At 71.1% G+C, this 18,988-nt stretch carries 10 protein-coding genes and 1 pseudogene; 5 read left to right on the plus strand and 6 right to left on the minus strand.

The genetic code is table 11. The features are described from left to right. Nucleotides 1-798: family 20 glycosylhydrolase (locus ABZZ79_RS31810; protein WP_356694701.1), on the plus strand; the 798-nt coding region annotated here is incomplete at its 5' end. Nucleotides 799-1,648: 850 nt separating this feature from the next. On the opposite strand, the pseudogene ABZZ79_RS31815 reads toward ABZZ79_RS31810, so the two are convergent. Beyond that, nucleotides 1,649-1,841 (minus strand): annotated as a pseudogene (locus tag ABZZ79_RS31815) (hypothetical protein); the annotation flags it as partial. A 234-nt stretch (nt 1,842-2,075) separates the two neighbouring features. Here ABZZ79_RS31815 and ABZZ79_RS31820 point away from each other — a divergent pair. Beyond that, nucleotides 2,076-3,260, plus strand: a complete 1,185-nt coding sequence (locus ABZZ79_RS31820) for a type III polyketide synthase (protein WP_356694703.1) — start codon at nt 2,076-2,078, stop codon at nt 3,258-3,260. A 91-nt stretch (nt 3,261-3,351) separates the two neighbouring features. Here the strand turns inward: ABZZ79_RS31820 and ABZZ79_RS31825 are convergent, their stop codons facing one another. From ABZZ79_RS31825 to ABZZ79_RS31835, 3 genes are all read right to left on the minus strand, one after another. Beyond that, nucleotides 3,352-5,514, minus strand: coding sequence for a SpoIIE family protein phosphatase (locus ABZZ79_RS31825; protein WP_356694705.1), 2,163 nt, complete (start codon nt 5,512-5,514; stop codon nt 3,352-3,354). 330 nt (nt 5,515-5,844) lie between these two features. Then, nucleotides 5,845-7,137 (minus strand): cation:proton antiporter, encoded by a 1,293-nt coding sequence (locus ABZZ79_RS31830; RefSeq protein ID WP_356694707.1) that lies wholly within the window; start codon nt 7,135-7,137, stop codon nt 5,845-5,847. Then, a complete protein-coding gene (locus ABZZ79_RS31835) occupies nt 7,134-7,496 on the minus strand; it encodes a TMEM175 family protein (RefSeq protein WP_356694709.1) in 363 nt (120 codons plus the stop codon). The genes ABZZ79_RS31830 and ABZZ79_RS31835 overlap by 4 nt, the downstream gene beginning before the upstream one ends. Before the next feature lie 374 nt (nt 7,497-7,870). Here ABZZ79_RS31835 and ABZZ79_RS31840 point away from each other — a divergent pair, with 374 nt between their 5' ends. After that, complete coding sequence (locus ABZZ79_RS31840) at nt 7,871-8,110, plus strand: hypothetical protein (RefSeq protein ID WP_356694711.1); 240 nt, start codon at nt 7,871-7,873, stop codon at nt 8,108-8,110. Between the two features lie 160 nt (nt 8,111-8,270). On the opposite strand, the gene ABZZ79_RS31845 is transcribed toward ABZZ79_RS31840, so the two are convergent. Then, nucleotides 8,271-8,759, minus strand: coding sequence for a GNAT family N-acetyltransferase (locus tag ABZZ79_RS31845; RefSeq protein WP_356694713.1), 489 nt, complete (start codon nt 8,757-8,759; stop codon nt 8,271-8,273). 314 nt (nt 8,760-9,073) lie between these two features. Here ABZZ79_RS31845 and ABZZ79_RS31850 point away from each other — a divergent pair, with 314 nt between their 5' ends. Next, nucleotides 9,074-13,039, plus strand: a complete 3,966-nt coding sequence (locus tag ABZZ79_RS31850) for a CHAT domain-containing protein (RefSeq protein ID WP_356694715.1) — start codon at nt 9,074-9,076, stop codon at nt 13,037-13,039. A gap of 167 nt (nt 13,040-13,206) precedes the next feature. Then, entirely contained in the window at nt 13,207-14,094 is an 888-nt protein-coding gene (locus tag ABZZ79_RS31855; protein ID WP_356694717.1) for a prohibitin family protein, read from the plus strand. 499 nt (nt 14,095-14,593) lie between these two features. Here the strand turns inward: ABZZ79_RS31855 and ABZZ79_RS31860 are convergent, their stop codons facing one another. Further along, on the minus strand, nt 14,594-18,985 hold the full coding sequence (locus ABZZ79_RS31860) for a peptidoglycan-binding domain-containing protein (RefSeq protein ID WP_356694719.1): 4,392 nt from the start codon (nt 18,983-18,985) through the stop codon (nt 14,594-14,596). Between the last annotated feature and the right edge of the window lie 3 nt (nt 18,986-18,988).

The following is an 18,988-nucleotide window of genomic DNA, read 5'->3' on the forward strand; positions in this document are numbered from 1 at the left end:
ATCAGCCTGTACTGTCTCAGCGACCAGCAGCACATCAACAACGTCAGCAGCTTCCTCAGCACGGTGATCAACGCCGTGGCGACGCTCACCCCCGGCCCCTACATCCACCTCGGCGGTGACGAGACCCCCCAGGCCACCTCGTCCCAGTACGCCGCGTACGTCTCCGCCGCCACCTCGGCGGCCACCGCCCGCGGCAAGACCGTGATGGGCTGGAGCCAGCTCGGCCAGGCGCCCATCCCCTCGGGCAGCATCATGCAGTTCTGGGGCGACACCTCCGACCGTCAGAGTGTCGGCAGCAAGAGTGAGAGCGAGGACATCCAGTTCGCCCGCAACGCGGTCGCGCAGGGTGCCAAGTTCGTCATGTCCCCGGCCGATCACGCCTACCTGGACATGAAGTACGACTCGAGCACCCCCTACGGGCTCAGCTGGGTCGGCTACGTCCCGGTGCAGAAGGCCTACGACTGGGACCCGACCACCACCACCGCCAAGCCGAACGGCAGTGCGTCGGTCGTCCCGGCCGACAAGATCGCCGGCGTCGAGGCGGCGCTGTGGGCCGACCGGGCCTACTCGCCCAGCACCAGCCTGCCCACCTCCACCAGCCAGTTCCCCGAGCCCTCCGTCTACGCCGACCTCATGAGCTTCCCGCGGCTGCCCGCCATCGCGGAGATCGGCTGGTCCCCGCAGTCCACCCACGACTGGAAGAAGTTCCGCGTCCGCCTGGCCGAGCAGGGGCCGCGCTGGACCGCCGCCGGCATCGGCTACTACCGCGCCTCCGACGTCCCCTGGCCCAGCGCGTAAACCGGCCTCGAAGGCGTCCGCACCGCCACCCTCGGCGGCCAGGCGCTGGACAGCAGCACGGTCGGGCGAAAAGTTGATGAGGGCACCGCGGTTCGGCAGCCGCGGTGCTCCCTCCCCAGAGTTGGCCGCTGCAGCGTGACTGCAGCTACGAAGGTGAAACCGAACATTGAAGAGGCCCACCTGAGGACAAGGCGCTTCAGGTCGTGGTCCCCGAGTAACCGGCCCGTCTCGTACGGCCGTTGAGCAACCCGCCGACCCCTCCCTGCGCACCCCGGGGCTGCCCCGTGGTGAGCTGGGGAGGGGTCGGCGAACTCGGTCATGCGGGTCGCCGACCTCCAGGGGGCAACTCGCCGTGGCCTGTGCTTCCCCGGTGCCGAGGAAGGCCCCGGCGTTGTCGGCGCAGATCAGGGCCAATGACACCCGGAATCTCTGACGCGGACGACGACTCGCGTTCTCACGCGATTGCCTGCGCCCACACGGTGACACGCCCGCATTCACCGGAGTCCCGAGTGTCCCCCCGCCCGATGCGCGGCGCGTGGTGAAGTCGTCTTCACGTCGTGCCGCCAGGCGGTCGAGCAGCGTGCCGCCCCGGCTGCGGTCGTAGCCGCGGGCCACTTGAGCCACGTGGGGTCGTCGAGCCGGCGCAACAAGGTCAGCAGATCCGCTTCCTGTGCCGTCACGACGCACGACGTGGCGCCCGGGCGACTGACCTCGCGAGCCCTGCACCGCTCATCGAACTCAGCGGGCGGGTATGCCTTGGGGCCCCGGCGGAGCGCAAACCCCTCTGTGTGCGGGCCTGTCGACGCGGAGGGATCCGGGTGCGCGTGTCCGTGCACGGCACGGCGAATCAGCTCGCCCGCCACCGGACCCACTGTCCGGGGAGCAGTCGGACTGCCGGCGGCCCGCTTGGCCGGGGCGGCAGCCCGAACAGCGGTCGGGGCAGCGCGAGGCCGGCCGGCGCCACGTTCCCGCGGGCAAGCGGCCTGACCACCCCGGGACTGCTGTGTCCAGGACGTCCTGACCCGCTGAACCGTGTTCTCCAAGGCACCTCTCCCTCACCGGGCCCGATGCAGCAGTGTGCTCCGCGTCACGCGTCGCAAAAGGTGCCCAAGTTACCCAGATCACAGCGCAAATGGTCATTCAGCGTCCATGCTCGAAACGGACAAAGAAGCCTGAAGTCGAGCGCATCGGCATCGACTTGGACGCATCGCACTGAAGTGACCCATGCCACAGCGTTCGTGACGTCCTGCCTCGTTCCCCCTGGAAAGGTGCCCACCATGGCCGCTTACCTGTGCCCGCCTGCCGTGATACACGGCGAGAACACCGTGAAGACCAGCGAGATCGTGGCGGAAGTACGCGGCCGTCACCCGCATGCGGCGTGGGCGCCACGCGTCGACGGCATCGCGGCCAGTACGGGCATCGAAAGCCGCGGGTGGATGCTGCCGCTGGAGACCGCCGTCGCGCCCGGCAAGGGGAGCGGTCTGCCGGCTGCCGGTATCGGGCCGGCCCGAGAGGCGCTGACCGCCGACGGGTTCAGCGAACAGGACGTGAATCGGGTGATCGCCGCCCTTGAGGCGATACCCGCGCCGCAGACCGTCCAGGAGCGCACCGCCCCGGCCTGGGCGGCCGTGCAGTCCTACGGGGAACGTGCGGCGCGCGGTGCCCTGCAGATCGCCGGCCTGGACGCCTCGGACGTCGACTGCTTGATCACCAGTAACTCCACCACCCCGGCGCTGCCGGGGCTGGACGTCGCTCTGGCCAACAAGCTCCCGCTCCGCAACGACGTGATGCTGTTGCCGGCCACGCAGTGGGCCTGCATCGCCGGGACCCGCTCCCTGGCACTGGCAGCGGATCTCGTGGCCGCGGACCCGGACCGGGTGGTCCTGGTCGTGATAGCGGAGGCACTGAGCACGACCTACCAGCCCGCCGACGACACGCTCGAGTCCTTGATCGTCCGGTTGCTGTTCGCGGACACCGCGGTCGCCGCGGTGGTCACGGGCCGCCCGAGGCCCGAGTCGATACTGCGGCTGGGCGCCGCCTGGCACCACACCGTGCCCGACACCCAGGACCTGCACCGACTGGAGACACGGGAGGACGGCACCCACTTCGTGATGGACCGGCGCGGGCCGCGCGCCGTACAGGAGACGGTCACCGCGATGTGGGAGTGGCTGCAGGCCCGCTACCGGGACGACCCCGACTCCTGGCACCCCGACGTTCTGCTCGCGCACCCCGGCGGGACGCGAGTACTGGAGTACATGGAGCAGACGATGCCCGACGGGTGGCCGTCGGGGCTGCTGGACTACAGCCGGGACAGCTACACCAGCGGCAACCGCGGAGGCGCCGCCGTGTTCGACATCCTGCGCAGAGCGCACGACGCCGGGCAGGAAGCGGGCAGTCGTGCCGTCCTGTACGCGGCGGCCCCGGGCCTCACGGCCACCGCCCTGGAGGGGGAGTGGCTGTAGCGCGGACTCGCGCCACCCGTACCGGTCGTCGCCCGTACCGTCGGTGGCACCGTCCGGCGAGCGCACGCCGCCCGGCCCACCCGCGGCCGTGTCACCTCGCGACCGATGCCCAGACCACCTTGCCGGTGTCCGTCCACCGCACCCCCCACCGGGTGGTGAGTCCGTGCACGACGTACAAGCCACGACCACCGTCGTCGAGGGGCTCGTTGCGACCCAGCCGCGGCCTGCCGTTGCCGGTGTCGCCCACCTCGCACAGCAGCTCGTGACCGGACCTGATCAGCCGTACCGTGAGGGGTCCGGCGGCGAAGCGGACCGCGTTGGCGACCAGTTCGCTGACCACCAGCAGCACGCTGTCCCGGATGTCATCTCTGATGTGCCATTGGCCCAGCAGCGCGAAGACCAGCGTGCGGGCCCGGGCGGCCGCGTCGCCGCGGGCGGGCAGACGCCAGGTCGCGGTGTCCCCCTTGCGGTAGCCGATCATGCGCGCGAGCAGCAGGGTCACGTCGTCGCGCCGGCTCACAGGCGCCAGCGCGGAGACCACGCGCCGCGCCGCGGGCTGCAGGGCATCCCAGGGATGCACCGTGGACACGGCGTCCGCCAGCCTGCCGATGCCCTCGTCGATCGACAGGGCGGGGTCCTCCACCAGGCCGTCGGTGTAGAGGGCGAGCAACGAGCCCGGGGGTGCGGCGAACGCGTGCACGTCGAACGGTTCCCGCAGCGCGAACTCGGCACCCAGCCCAGGGTGGGGGCGTACTGCGACCGGGCTCGCGGGCCCGTCGGGGGGCACCAGGATCGGGGGGAGGTGGCCGGCGCTGGCCAGCGCCACGTGGTTGCTCACCGGATCGTAGACGGCGATGCAGCAGGTCGATCCGAGGGCGCTGTAACCGGCCGCCAGCCCGGACTCCGCGTCGTCCAGCAGTGCCACGGTCTCGTCCAGGTGCTCCAGCACCTCGTCGGGTGCCAGCCCCGCGGACAGCAGCGCGCGGGCCTCCATACTCAGCTGTCCCATGGTCGCCGCGGCTCCCAGGCCGTGCCCCACGACATCACCGACCATCAGCGCGGTACGGCCGTCCGGCAGCGGAAAGCTGTTCACCCAGTCACCGCCGACACCCGCGCTGTCGGGGGTGGCGGGCTGGTAGATGCTGGCGGTCTCGATGGTGTCGCCGCTGGACCGTGGCAGCAGTCGGCGCTGCAGCGCCAGCACCTGAGTGTGCTCGCGCTGGTGCTGACGGGCCAGGTCCACGTGATGGGAGGTCCTGGCCACCAGCTCCTGCAGGTCGAGCAGCTCGCTGTCGTCGAAGGGGCGCTCCGTCCGTCGCCAGACCTCCGCCACACCCAGAACGACAGGCGGCGTGCCGTCCAGGACGAGCGGTATGCACGCCACACCCGCCGCCCGGTCGCCGGGTACCAGGGCATGTACCAGCCGCGGACTGTCGAGTACCCGCTCGATCGCCTCCCGGTCGGGTATGACGATGGCCTGCGCGGCATCGTCACGCCGTATCGCCTGCGACAGCAGGCGACTCGCGTCGCCGGGAAGATCGTCGCCCGGAGTCACGTAGCCGTCGGGCCACGCCCGGTCCGGCACCAGGGCCGCCCGCCGCAGGTGGATGCGCCCCTGCGGCTGCTCGGTGACCACCTCGCCCGTCCACACGGCGAAGTCGAGGTCGATGGCGGCCACGTCTCCCCAGGCCAGCAATGACTCCGCCAGCGACTGCGCGGTCTCGCCGATGTCCAACGAGGTGCCGATCGCGGTCTCAGCGGCGTACAGGTGCAGCCTCCTGGCCATGGCGATCAGAGAGACGGTCAGGCCCTCCTGAGGCGCCGCGGCGGCCAGGATGCTCATCGAGACCACCAGCTCCGACCCGTCGCCGCGCCGCAGGCGCTGGACCCGGGCGACGTGCGGCTCACCGGTCTCCAGGACCTGCCGCAGCCGCCGGGTGACCGTCGGCACGTCCCACGGAGGCAGAAGATCGACGAAGGCGCTCCCGGTCACGGCCTCCACCCCCGCGAAGACGGGGGCGTCCAGATTGCAGCGGGTGATTCGCAGATCCCGGTCCAGGTTGACCGCGCCGAGGATCTGCTCCTGACGGCCGGGCGCCGGAGCGGCGTGTACGTGCTGGCGGGCGGTGCTGTCGCCCTGCGGGTCGGCAGAACCGGCGGCCGCTGCCGCTGGGCCGCGCGGGATGTACTTCCCCAAAGCGCTGCTGACCATGTCGAACGGCGACGCAGAGGAGGGGGAGGGGGTGGAGTTCATGCGGCTCCCTCAGCTCGCTCGCCAGCCCCGGCACAGCGCCGGGGCCGTACCAGAACCCGGGCGACAGGTCCCGAGATTCCTGACCGCACACTTCATTCAATAACACCCCGGCCCGCTTCGCCCACACCAGCGGATCACGCTGAGCGCGGACAGTGACCGAAGGCAACGTTCGGTGATGGGTGGCGGGCGTGGCGCAGCGCGCCCTGCGCCCGCAGCGTCGCCGGATGGTCCAGTCAGAACACATGATCTCCGGGCGGGGTCAGAGGAGAGCGACGTTGTGCGGAGGCCTTCGCCGCCTCGGTGAACGCATGCGCCGAGCCTCGGTGTTGCCTACTCTTTGAGTCGGCTGTCAGCCGGGGTGCGGCGGATCAGGCGTCGTTCGGGGATTTCGGCCGGCGCGGCTGAAGTGGTTGGTGCGGCGGGTGGTCCTTGTGACGAGGCGAGGCGGGGGCCGTAGCGCTTGGCCAGCGGGTCCGCGCTGACGCCGTGGCCCAGGACGCTGAGCAGCACGGTGAAGGCGATCGCCGTGACGGCCGGCCGGACCGCGGGCTCGGCGAGGTCCTCCAGGGCGAGCAGTCCGAAGACGACGGATGCCAGGCCGCGTGGTCCGAACCAGCCCACGAACAGTACGGCGGGCCGGCCGAGACGGGTCCCCGCCAGTGCGAGCGCCACCGGCAGTATCCGGACCACCGTCAGGCTGAGCACCGCGTACAGCGCCGTCTGCCAGGTCAGGGCCTCCATGGCCGGTACCACCGCGATCACTCCGAACATCAGCCAGACCAGCAGCGAGAGCAGGGCGCCGGTCTCCTCGACGAAGGGGACCAGTCTGGCGGCCGGGCCGCCCGCCGCGGTGAAGGCCAGGCCGCCGGTGAACGCCGCGATGAACCCGTTGCCGTCCAGTGCCACCGAGGTGGCGTAGCAGCACAGTGCCAGGCCCAGGACCGCGGCGGCGGCGAAGCCCTCGGCGACCCAGCCGCGGTCGCGGCCCAGCTTGATCAGCCGGCCACCGCCACCGCCGACCACAGCGCCGATCAGCAGGCCCAGCGCGAGTTCGGCCACGGCCTTCCCCGGCCCGGTGTCGCCGATGTGTTCGACGGTGGACGCCCCCGCGATGGCGACCAGCACGACGGGAGTCGCGATCCCGTCGTTGAGTCCGCTCTCGACGTTGAGCAGCCGTCTGATCCTGTCCGGGACAGCCGGGTTGACCATGACGGCCGCGCCCAGCGCCGCATCGGTGGGAGCCAGCGCCGCGCCGACGAGCAGGGCGAGCCAGCCGGTCCCCACCCCGGGCAGGATGAAGGCGGCCAGCGTACCCAGGCCGATGGACAGCGGCAGCCCGAGGAGCAGCAGCCGCAGGCACAGTCCCAGATCCGGGCGCAGCCGGCGCAGCCCGACCCGGGACGCGTCCGAGAACAGCACCAGAGCCAGCGTCGCCTCGGCCAGGACCTTCACCACTTCCGGGCTGGGGGTGATCCCGAGCGGTGCCAGCGGGCCGTGGGCCAGCAGGACACCTGCTGCGGTGAACACGATGGGCGCGGTCATCTCGAAGCGCTCGAGTCGCGCCGAGAGCATGCCCCAGACGAAGACCAGACCGGTGACGATCGCCAGATCCGCGGCGGTCATCGTGTCGCCTCGGATCCGCGGTTGGTGCCATGTCCGACCGGACCGGACGCGCGCCCGGCACGGGTCGCCGGACGCGCGGTGCGCGAACGGCGGCGCGCGGGGGCGGGCTCGCGTGTCGCCTCGCGCCTGCCGTGGGCGAGCCAGATCGCCCCGATGGTGACGAAGCTGACGAGGTGGCCGAGGTAGGAGGGCCACTGTTCGACGATCGCGTGCCACAGGTGCGTCGAACCGGGGGGAACGGCGATCTCGATGACGAGCAGTGTGCCGGCGATCGTGAAGATCCCGTCGCTGGACGCCTCCAGCCGGGCGGTGGGAAGCTGACGGCGGGTCCGGTCCTGCTCCGTCCCTTCCTCTGCCATGGCGGCAGTCTGACAGCCGTGCCGCAGGGCGGGCCGCAGGCGAACAGCCACTATGGCGACGTGTCGCGCCCTGTCGACGGTGGCGCGCTGCGCCTCGGTGGCGGGAGATGGCTGGCAGCTGTCGGTGCGCGGGGCCTCCCAGCGGGCAGTCCTCGGCAGGCCGCCTTGAGTCGCTTCGCAGGGGGCCACGTCGCCGTGGTGCACCCGTTCCCAGGGTGCCGGGCCGACTGGCGAAGCTCATCCCGGGACTGCTGGAGAAGACTGCGTGCCCGAGGAGTGCACCAGTTCTGTGCTGCCCGCGGGCTTCGAGTTGCGGTTGCAGACCCCGATCACCGTGCTCCTCCGGACGCGGTGAGGACAGAGGGGCCGGACAAATGGCGAAGCCCGACGCGGTGTTCATCTACATCGGCATCCGGGCCGAGCCCGACCGCGAACGAGCCGTTCACCTCAGTGGCCGTTCTGGCCGCACCTCCCAGCGACGGCGACGGGCCTGGCTGATCGGGTGGACCACAGCGCGCAGGGTCAGGCCGAGACAGATCAGCGGGACAGCGAGCGTCGGAGTGATCACGCTGAAGACGCACGAGGTGGTCGCGAGGGGCGAGCACTCCGAGTGACTGTCTATGAGTCCCAAGCCCAGGTCAACGACTCGCGTCAGGTTGCAGGCGACGAACCAATACGAATCCGCAGCCCGCTGCTGCCGTCCGAAGACCTAATCGGACGCTGCGTCGATGCGTCGACCTGCGAAGCCGGTGCCCCGCCACCCGGCACACCGCGTCATTCCGAAGGAATGCGAAACTCGAGTTCGGGGCGGTCCCACGGCACGGCGGGCGGGTTCGCGAACGCGGTCCCGGTCCGCACCGCACCAACGCGGTGGTAGAAGTCCTCGGCGGAAGGATGCGACACGACCTTGAGACGGTCGATCCCGGCGGCACGGGCCTCGGACTGCATGTGCGCCACGAGCAGCCGTCCAATACCCCGTCCTTGCGCCTCGTCGGCGACGAACAGCAGGTCGAGCTCCGGTGGCGCGAGGACGAGCGAGTAGAACCCGAGGACCCGGCCTCCGTGCTCGGCGGCGCCGACGGCCACAAAGGCGCGGTGGGCCTCGATGTAATCAGGACCGACCCGGTAGCCCGCGACTGCGGCTGCGTACTTACCCTCGTAGGCACCTGAGCCACGCACGAGCCGCGTGAGCCGTTTGGCATCCCGCGCGACGGCCCTCCGTATCGTGATCGGCTGGCTGATCGGGGAAGTGCGTGAACTCATCGGGAGAGTATTTCGCACCGGGGAGTGCCTTCGTGCGGCGGGTCGGCTGCTCCGCGCAGACGTTCCCGCACTGCTCCCGGGAACCACTCGCCCAGGCCTCGATCGGCCACGTCACCGCCTCCGAATCGGCCGCCGCCGGCAGCGCGTGAGTGGGCGCGGGACGACTGTTCCTGGCTGGCTGAACCGGGTGCGGACGTCCTGGCCGACCATCCCAACGCTTCGGCGGCGCTGTTGCCCCCGGCACGACCCTGACCTCCCGGCGACCCTGAGTGTAGGATCTGTCACACCTTGCGCGCACCGTGGGGGAGGCCCGGGTGGGGAAGCGGGACTTGTGGGTCGAGGCGATCGAGGCCCGGCTCGACCGGGTCGACATCGACACCGAACAGGGGCTCGCCCCCGTCCTGGAGCCGGACGCCCTGAAAGAGGCCCGGCAGTTGGCCGGCATCCTGCGGGATGACGATGGCGACCTTGAGAGCCGCTACGTTCTCGGCTGGCTGCACATGTACCGCTACTGGGCTCTTCCCGATGCCGAGGGCAGCCAGGAAGCGCTGGCCGCGCTGGACTGGTTCACGGATTGCTTCGTCGCCCACATCGACGGCCTGCCGGAAGTTCTGCTGCCCCATCTCGCCCAGCGGGCCGGCCCGATCGCCGTCGCCTTGCTGCGGGAGGCCGCCCGGGATCGCAGTCCCGAGACGGTGGAGCCGGCCCTGCGTTTGTGGGAACGGATGCTGCGGGCCTTGCCGTCCGATCACGAGGACAGCTCCCGAGTACTCAACAACCTCGGGCTCCTCCTGCGGTTCCGCTACGACTACACGGAAGCCGAAGCAGACCTGGACCGTGCCATCGACGCCGCCGAGGAGGCGACCCGGACCTCTCCGCTCGACCGTCCGGAGCGGCCCGGATACTTCTCCAACCTCGGAGCGGTGCTCGAGGCCCGATTCGAAAGGACCGGTGTCCGCGGTGACCTCGACGCCGCCGTCCGGGCGAGCGCCGCCGCGGTGGACATGACGCCGGTGGGGGATCCCGACCGGCCGATGTATCTCACCAACCTCGGCAGCACACTGCGCAGGCGCTTCGAGGCCGGCCATGACCCTGCCGACGTGGACCGTGCCGTCGAGGCCACGGCGACCGCGGTGGAGCTGGCTCCCGACCGTCACCCCGACCGGCCGACCATGCTCTCCAATCTCGGCAACGCCCTGCGGTCACGATTCGATTGGACCCGGGACCCGGCCGACCTGCGTGCGGCCGTCGCCGCGTACGAGGAGGCCGTCACGGCATCCGGCCCGGAACTCGCCGGGCGGCGCGACGCCCTGATCGGCCAGGGACTCGCGCTGCACTCCGCGTACCGGCACTTCGGCGAACGGCAGGATCTGGACGCGGCGGTGGCCACCCTCCGAGCCGCACTCGCGCTGCCACCCGGGGACGACGCGACGCGGGCCGCCCACCTGTCCTTTCTGGGGCAGACGCTGGACGACCGCTACGACCGGCTCGGTGATTCGGCCGATGCGGATGGTGCCGTCGCCGCCTTCGAGCAGGCGCTGGTGAGCACACCGCCTGACCGGCCGGAATGGGCCGGCTACGCGTCCAGCCTGGTCGGGGTGTTGCGGGTCCGCTACGACCGCACGGGCCGGGCGGAGGATCTGGCACGTGCGGCCGACCTCGGCCGAGCCGTGCTCACGGCGACTCCGCCCGGTCATCCGGAGCGGGCCGGAAACCTCTCCGTCCTGGGGGTCGTCCTGCTGGCCGGCTACATACGATCCGGCGACGTGGCGGACCTGGACGCGGCCGTCGCGCACACACGGGCTGCGGTCGAGGCCGCGTCCCCGGACGACCAGGAACGTTACCGGTGGCTCTCCAACCTCGGGATCACACTGCGAGCGCGCTTCGAGCGTACCGGGGACCGAGCCGATCTCGACGCCGCGATCGCCGCCGGCCGCGGGGCACTCGAAGCCTGCACCGGCTCCCACACCGAGCGCCGGGTGGTCTTGTCCGCCCTGGGCGGTGCACTGCGTTCCCGGTACCACCAGACCGGCAGCTCCGCGGACCTGGATGAGGCGGTCGAGGTGCTGAGAGCCGCGGTACGGGACACCCCCGAGGAACTGCCCGAACTGGCCTCGGAATTGTCCAATCTCGGCGGAGCCCTGCAGGCCAGGTACGCGCGCACCTTCGACCGGGCGGACCTGGACGAGGCCGTCGACGTGCTTCAGACCGCCGTGCGGAAGTCCCCGGACGGCCACTCCGCGATGGCCATGTACTTCTCCAACCTGGGCGGGGTCCTGCACACACGCTTCACCCTGGACGGCGAACAGACGGATCTGGACGCCGCGATCTCCGCCCTCGGCGCTGCCGTACGCAGGGCACCCGCCGGGCACACCGACCTGGCGATGTTCTCCTCCAACCTAGCGGTCGCGCTCCAGGAGCAGTTCTCCCGCACAGCGCGCACCGCGGATCTCGACGCAGCCGTTGATGCGGCCAGGACCGCCGTACGGACGACTCCCGTCTCGCACACACGCCGGGCCCTGTACCTCTTCATCCTGGGCCACAACCTGCTCACCCGGCATCGCGTCGGAGGCGACCAGGCGGACCTGGACGAAGCGGTCACCGTCCACGTGGAGGCCGTGGGTATCGAATCCGCGCCGCCGAGTGTACGCATCGAGGCCGCCCGCGCGGCCGCGGACCTGCTGGCCTCGCCGCGTCCGGCGGAAGCGGCCGACCTGCTGGAGGCCGCGGTCCGTCTGATGCCGCGTGTGGCGCCCCGTCAGCTCAGCCGTGCGGACCAGCAGTACGGTATCGGCGGCCTCGCCGGGCTCGCCGCGGACGCCGCCGCCCTGGCGCTGTCCGCCCCCGGCGCCGGCCCCGGCGAGCGGGCGGAGCGGGCGCTGGGGCTGCTGGAGGCCGGTCGCGCGGTGCTGCTCAGCCAGGCCCTGGACACGCGCAGCGACCTCAGCGACCTGAACGAGCGGCACCCCGGCCTGGCGAGCAGGTTCACCCACCTGCGGGACATGCTCGACCCGCCGGCCCACGACATCGCGCCCCAGGCCGACGCGGACCGGGGTCGCCTGGCCGACGAGTTCACGGAACTCCTGGAGGAGATCCGCGCCTTGGACGGCTTCGCGTCCTTCGCCCTGCCACCCAAGGGGGAGGATCTCCTCCGGGAAGCCCACGCGGGGCCGGTGGCCGTCTTCAACGTGAGCACCTACGGCAGTCACGCCCTGCTCGTCACGGCGGACGGGGTGGTGCCCCTCGAACTGCCGTCACTCGCACCGGCATCCGTGTCCGAGCAGACCACCCTGTTCCAGCAGGCCCTGGGCACCGCTGCCGACCCTGCCGTGACCTTCGCCGAACGACAGGCGGCCCAGGCACGCTTGAACGGCGTCCTGGAGTGGTTGTGGGACGCGGCAACCGGACCGGTGCTCGACACACTGGGCATCACCGGAGCGCACCCGTCCGCAAATTCCGCCTGGCCCCGCGTGTGGTGGGTCCCCGGAGGACAGCTGGCCATGCTGCCTCTCCACGCGGCCGGCCACCGTACCGATCCGCCCGGCGACGTCCCGCGCACCGTACTCGACCGGGTCGTCTCCTCCTACGTCCCGACCGTCCGGGCCCTGCACCATGCCAGGCGGAAGGCGGCCGCCACCGTTTCAGCTCACCGATCACTGATCGTCGCCATGCCCACCACACCCGGGATCGCGGGACGCCTGGCACATGTTCCCACCGAGGCAGAGGCGCTGTGCGCCCTGCTGCCCGTGCCGACTCTGCTCACGGCCCCGGACAACGGCGAGCCGTCCACTCACCGGCTCCCGACCCGGGCCAACGTCCTCGCGCAGTTGCCGGACTGCTCGATCAGCCATTTCGCCTGTCACGGCGCCAGTCACCCCGGCGATCCCTCCAAGAGCCTGCTCCTGCTCCATGACCATGCCACCGCGCCGCTGACCGTGGCCAGCCTGGCCCCGGTGCGCCTCGACCACGCCCGACTCGCCTACCTGTCCGCCTGCGGTACGGCGTCGACGGCGGCGGCAGAACTGGCCGACGAGGCCATCCACCTGACCTCGGCTTTCCAACTGGCCGGATTTCCCCATGTCATCGGAACCCTGTGGAAGATCAACGACGCCGTCGCCGTCGACATCGCTGAGAGGTTCTACACGGGCCTGTACACCGACGACGCCGAACTGGACACCGGCCGCGCCGCCCGGGCTCTTCACGACGCGCTACGAGCGGCCCGCAGCCGTCTGCCCCGCACCCCGTCCTTGTGGGCGGCCCACATCCATGCCGGAGCGTGACCGGGTCCGCTGACGCGGCGGCCGCATCGGCACCAGGACAGCCACCGAGGTGGCCCGCCGTTCGGTATTCCCCTCCTGCGTACGGTCCGTACACCGGGGCCGGTTACTATGCGCTGCGCGCTGCCCCGAGGGCGGTGCGAGGTATGTTTTCGAGGGGGAGAAACAGCGTGTTCGTACTGTCCATATTGCTGCTCGTCGCGGCGGTCGTGCTCTTTTTCGTCGGACGCGGTGGCAGCGCCGGGGGCTGGCGGATCGGGGCGGTGCTCAGCGCCCTGGCCGGTGTGCTCGCCGGCGTCTTCGCCTGCGTCCATGTCGTGAGCGCCTACGAAGTCGGCGTGCCGGTGACGTTCGGGAAGATCGGCTCGCCGCTGACCTCCGGCATCCACTTCACGTCACCGTTCACCGACGTCACATCGTTCTCCACCCGTCCGGTGGACCTCAACCTCAACGACGAGGACGTCGTCGAGGTCCGCTCCTCCCAGGGCGGCGTGCTCTACGCGGACGTCACCATCAAGTGGTCCGTGGTGCCCGGCAAGGCCGTCGCGTTGTACCGGCTGGCGGGTAGCGAGGAGGCGATCCAGGAACGCCTCGTGCTGGCCGACAGCCGTGAGGTCGTCCGCAACGTCTTCGCCAAGCACACCAGTGAGGAGGGCTACGCCTCCGGCCGTGAGCGGATCGGCGCGGAGATCGAGTCCCTCATCAAGGAGCGCCTGGCCCCGCGCGGGATCGACGTCACCGCCGTCAACCTGCGCAACGTGAGGCCGTCGAAGAAGCTCCAGGAGCAGATCGACAAGAAGATCCAGCAGGAGCAGGCCACCGAGAGGGCCGTCGAGGCGGCGCGCACCGCCAAGGCGCAGGCCGAGCGCAAGCGCATCGAGGCCGAGGGCACCGCCCGCGCCAACAAGATCATCGAGCAGTCGCTGAGCGACAAGGTGCTGTACAACCAGTGCCTGGAGGCGTACAGGGAGGCCGCCAAGGCTCACCCGGTGTACGCGGTGCCGTGCGGCACGGACGCGAACGGCACCCCCGTCATCGTCGACAACGGCAAGAACTAGTGCCCCGACAGGCAACGTTCGCCCCGTCGCGACGCCCGGCACGCCCTCTCGCCGCACCGGGCACAGACCCAAGTACATCCAGTACGAGGGCCTGCACCCGGCACACCGAGAGCACGCGCCGGACGCCGCTCCTTGACGGGCAAACGCTGCCTGCCGGGGCACTAGCCGTCATCGACGCGCCCACCTGAGCTCTCCGCAACCCGCCTCGGGGAGGAGAGCCGACGCTTCGGGCGCTCTCGCGGGAGGTGGTGCACCGAGGGCGGTCCGGACACGGCTGGCACTGGCACTTGGCGAACCGCGCCACGACCAGGGGTGTCGCGGTGGGCGACGAGCCGGACAGGGGTCGTTCCGGTCTTGGCTGACCGGCCCTCGGGGAACCAGACGGGTGTGGATGCCGGGCAGGGCCTGGCTGTCGTCGGTGATGGCCTGTCAGTGACCCACGCAGGGCGTCTGGCACAGCAGCGGCAAGGGCGGGATGAGCCGGGGCGGGACGGTGACGTCAGCGGTGACGAGGGCCGTGACGTTGGTCGTCATGACGGTCGTCGTGGTCGAAACGGCGCCGGTCACGGCGCTCGTCGTGGATGTGATCGTGGTCCGGTCCGCCGCCCGGGCCCAGCGGCACGGTGTCGCAGTAGACGACGGGTCCCGGCGTGGTCGGCGGGGTCGCGGCGTCGGAGGGCATGCCGTCGGTCTCAAGGATCAGGAGCCGGAGCCGGGCCCGGTCCTCGTCGGGCGCCATCGGTACCTGCCCCGTGTAGAAGGCACGGTGGGAGGAGTCCGCGTCGACCGAGGTCAGCTCGACGCCGGTGTCGTCCAGAGTCACCCAGGCGAGGTCGTCGTCGGCGACACCCTCCCGTCGGCGTTGCACGACCGCTGTGATGCGCGGCGGCGTGGAGTCGGTCGGGTCGTACGAAGGACCTGTGACGCTGACCGTCGGCGGGTCGTCCAGCTGCACCCGCAGTTCCCGGTCGGGCAGGATCCGCAGCAGATCGGTGCGGACGACTGCCGAGATCTCGGCTCCGCGGATGGAGTCCGGCTGGTAGCGGACCAGGGCAAGGCGGATGAAGGGCAGGAAGGTGTCCCCGGTGTCCATTTCCAGGTCGCAGAACCAGCGGTCGCCGTCCGGGTCGAGCTGCGGGGAGAAGCCCATGACGGTGACGGGGAGCGGCCCTGCGGGTGTTGGGACACTGAGGGTGTCGTCCTGCCGGACCGCGTTGGTGAACGTGGACACCGTCGGGGCGACGACCTCGGCGGAGCGGTGGATGGGGTCGCGGCCCATCACGGTGACCCAGGGAGGGTCGGCGGCGGTGGTGCCGCCGGGTGCCTGTCCGACGACCACCCCGAGGAGTTCGCCGTCGCCGGAGGAGAACCACGTACGGTCCATGAACACCCGGATGCCGCCGCCGCGGCGGAGCCGGACCACTGTGCCCGGCGGGCCGTCGAGGCTCTCGAACGACAGGGTCGGCATGCAGTACAGCAGCCGGGGTGCCGCTGGCGGGGCGCTGCTGAGTACGGAGTACTCGACGGCGGTGCCTTCCACGGTCAGGGCGGTGGGGTCCGTCTCGGCGAGGCGGGCGGGGAAGTGGTCGCCGAACTTCGTGCCTGCGACCGGGCGGTACCGGACCCTGCGGTGCTTGGTGTCGCCGAACTCGTGCTTCTCGGGGGTCGGCGGGTGTCTGACCGGATCCGTCCTGGCCAGGTTCTCCGCCGCCTCGGTGCTGAAGGCCAGGATGCCGTCCTTGAGGGCGGCCGGCCCGTCGCCGGGGACACTCCCCGCGGGCACCCGTGCCGTCAGCAGGTCGAAGACGGGGGCGATCCTGGGGAGTTCCAGGCGGCCGGTCTCGCCTTGGTCGACCACGTCGTTCCATTCCGCGACGAGTTCCACCCTGCCGGTGCTGCTCTCCTCCAGGGTGACCGTCCCGGTGAGGTGCTCGGCCGTCGCGCCCGCGGCGCGGTCTGCCGTCGGCTCCGTCAGGTTCAGCACGGGCTGTTTCAGCGGACGCTGAACCGCGTGCACGAGCGTGAGTTCCTGCCAGGGGGTGAACATCCAGTGCCGACCGCCGGCGGCCAGTTCCATGGCGGCGTCGGCTCGGCGCCGTTCCTCCGCCTGTCTGCTCTCCTCCTCCGGCGGTTGCTGCGGGGACGGCTCGGGCAGCTCCCAGCACCAGGAGGCCAGGCCCATCAGCTTCTCGTCGAAGTGGATCGCGGAGCACACCCGTACGGTGGCGGTCCGGGCCTTCGGCAGGGACACCGTCAGTACGCGGGACGCCTCGTCGAAGCGGGGTGGCGCCGCGCCCTCGGCGAGCCGAAGCCGGAAGGAGCGGGGCCGGTGCCAGACATCTCCGCCCCAGGGCACCTCGAACGGCCGGCCCTGTTCCATGCCCGGCAGATCCAGCAGGACCGCTCCGCTGACCAAGGGGTCGGGCAGGTAGGGCAGTTCGACCTGCTCTCCGGTGTGCCGTGCGGTGGTCACGGGGTGGTCCGGGTCCGCGGAAGGCGACTTGACCGGCTCCACCTCCACGCCGGGCTGTGCCGGGTCGTTGAGCGATCCGCTCTCGCGGGACGCGAGGGCGTAGCCGGCTTCTCTGGCCGCGTGGTCCTGAGAACCGATGGCCCCGTCGAGCAGAGCGTGCCGTTCGACGCACTGCAGTGATGCCTTCGGCGCGACGAGATGCCGCTCGTCGACCCCGCTGTACGGAGCGTGGCCCTCGTCGGTGACCAGCGGCGAGCTGTTGAACTCCGCGGCGTACTGCTCCGCGCTGCGGGCCGGTTCCTGGCCCGGGAGGAGGGCCGCCTCCGCGCCGCCGCAGTCGACCGCGAAGCCGCTCCTGCGGCCGAGTTCGGTCAGTGACTGGCAGCCGGGCACGCCGTCGGCGTCCTGGCCCCGGAAGCCCTGATCGCGCTGTTCGGCGGCGTAGGCGGCCCGGGTCTGGTCACCGAAGAAGCCCGTCGGTCCCTTCGGGATGGCGTGGTTGGCGTCGATCAAGGCCTGCTGCACGACGCGTACGTCGTCGTGGGTGCTGCCGACCTGTACGTTGGCCAGCGTGACGACCCGTGTCCCCGCGCCGGGGGCGCCGGCCGGTCCCGGCCTGCTTCCCGGGGAACTCCGGATCACTAGCCGGTTCACCGAGGCGCCCTCACCGAGGGGCAGCCGGGGCAACAGGGCGGGTGGCGGGGCGGCTTCGAACCTCTGGAACACGACGGGGCCGTCCCCGGGCAGGGTGAACTCGTTGCCGCTCTGCGGGTCCGTCAGAGCGTCGGCCTCGTCCAGGGTGAGGCCATTGCCCGCCAGGTCGACGGTACGCAGCCGTATGCGGTATCCGTGACCGAACCGCAGCCGGGGCAGTGATCCCTTCCTGACCTTGACGGCGATCTCCAGCGGCAGGTCCGCCTCTGCCCGGCTGGTGGGCTCGATGACCTGATCCGGCGCCTCGTCCGCGATGCCCAGGACCCGGCCGGGACGAGGGGCGGAGTGCGACCAGCCGTCCCACGTGATGATGGTCTCGGGCACGAACAGTTCCTGGCCGCCGGGGTCGTCCGGCGGGGAGACCAGGTTGACCTGGAAGAAGCCTTCGTCGGCCGCCGTGAGGAACGGCGCCGCGCCGTTCGGCGACTGGTACTCCACCGTGCGCTCGTGCAGAGAGAACCACCGCTCTCGGGTGCTGTCCCAGATGTCCATGCGGTGACCGCGGACGAGGTCCTCGGCGTCGAGGGAGGGCATCTTCTGCGAGTCGGGCCGGTCCGCACTCTGCTCCTTCATCGCCTCGACGGCCTCACTGTTGGCCGCGGCGGCCTTGGTGAAGTCGGCGTCAAGGACGTCCTTGCGTCCGTCCCTGACCAGGGACAGACCCTGGGTACGCACCGGGGAGAGCCCTGTGCCGTCCTCGGGTTGGGTCAGGAGCTTCAGCGCGGCGGCATCGACGTCGGCCTGCTCGAGGGAGAACTTCTCCTCGGGCAGTGCCACCAGACCGCGGGCCGGTGAGGCCAGGGGGTCGGCCGCGAAGTCGCGGGGACCGGCCACGAACATCTTCCGTTCGGGCAGCAGGACATACCGCGTGCGCGGGGGCAGATCGCGTGAGTTCTCACCGAGCTCGGACGCCCAGTGCGGGATCACACTCAGGAAGCGTTCGCCCGACGAGGCCGGGAGTCGTTCGAGCGGCACGAGGAAGTCCAGGATCAGTCCCAGCCGTCGGAGCAGTGCCGGGTGGTCGCCCAATGAGGTGAGCATCTGGTGGAAGTCGGGATGCGGTCGCTCCGGTGGTGGCGGCGGGGGAGGGGCTTCGCCGGTGAGGGTGCGCGGGGTCGCGCTCGCAGGCTTGTGGAAGTCGCCCAACTGGTCGAGGGCACCGCGCATGGCGGCGCCCTGCTCTGACCCGCCGCCCACCGCGGCCAAGGTCCGCGGGCCCAGCACCCGCTGCATGACTGATCCCATGGCGGGGGGATCCTCGGGTGATTGCCGGGCCGCGTCCGCGTAGGCCTTCCGGGTTGCCTCACTGACGAGCCTGGCCGGGTAGGTGTGGACCGATTCGCTGGGACGGACCATGCCCTCGAAGACGTAGGGCTGAAGCGGGGTGTCCGCGTTGAAGAGGCTCTGCCAGAGCGCGTTGTCGGGGGCCGGGCCGGTCGGGGGGAGGGGACCGGCGAAGGCGGGGGACACGCCGTCACCGGGACCGAACTCGAAGGTGGCTGCGGCGACCTTGAGCGGCCAGGACAGGAAATCGCCGAACGGCTCCAAGGTGCCGCGTTCGGCCTGGTCCTGGATCCCCGGCGCCGGGTCCGAGTCGGGAACTCCCAGCCGGGGAGCGACGAAGACGGAGATCCGGGCCTCGGTGCCGTCAGCCGTCAGCCCGCCCGGGAGCACCGTCCACTGCACTTGCTGCTGCACTATCATGAT

The sequence above is a fragment of the Streptomyces sp. NPDC006458 genome, from assembly GCF_040612135.1.
Classification (GTDB): Bacteria; Actinomycetota; Actinomycetes; order Streptomycetales; family Streptomycetaceae; genus Streptomyces.

Bases quoted from the DNA above. Each gene is read 5' to 3' on its own strand.
- ABZZ79_RS31820 (WP_356694703.1), top strand. From the start codon at position 2,076: ATGGCCGCTTACCTGTGCCCGCCTGCCGTGATACACGGCGAGAACACC.
- ABZZ79_RS31825 (WP_356694705.1), bottom strand. From the start codon at position 5,514: ATGAACTCCACCCCCTCCCCCTCCTCTGCGTCGCCGTTCGACATGGTC.
- ABZZ79_RS31830 (WP_356694707.1), bottom strand. From the start codon at position 7,137: ATGACCGCCGCGGATCTGGCGATCGTCACCGGTCTGGTCTTCGTCTGG.
- ABZZ79_RS31835 (WP_356694709.1), bottom strand. From the start codon at position 7,496: ATGGCAGAGGAAGGGACGGAGCAGGACCGGACCCGCCGTCAGCTTCCC.
- ABZZ79_RS31840 (WP_356694711.1), top strand. From the start codon at position 7,871: ATGGCGAAGCCCGACGCGGTGTTCATCTACATCGGCATCCGGGCCGAG.
- ABZZ79_RS31845 (WP_356694713.1), bottom strand. From the start codon at position 8,759: ATGAGTTCACGCACTTCCCCGATCAGCCAGCCGATCACGATACGGAGG.
- ABZZ79_RS31860 (WP_356694719.1), bottom strand. From the start codon at position 18,985: ATGATAGTGCAGCAGCAAGTGCAGTGGACGGTGCTCCCGGGCGGGCTG.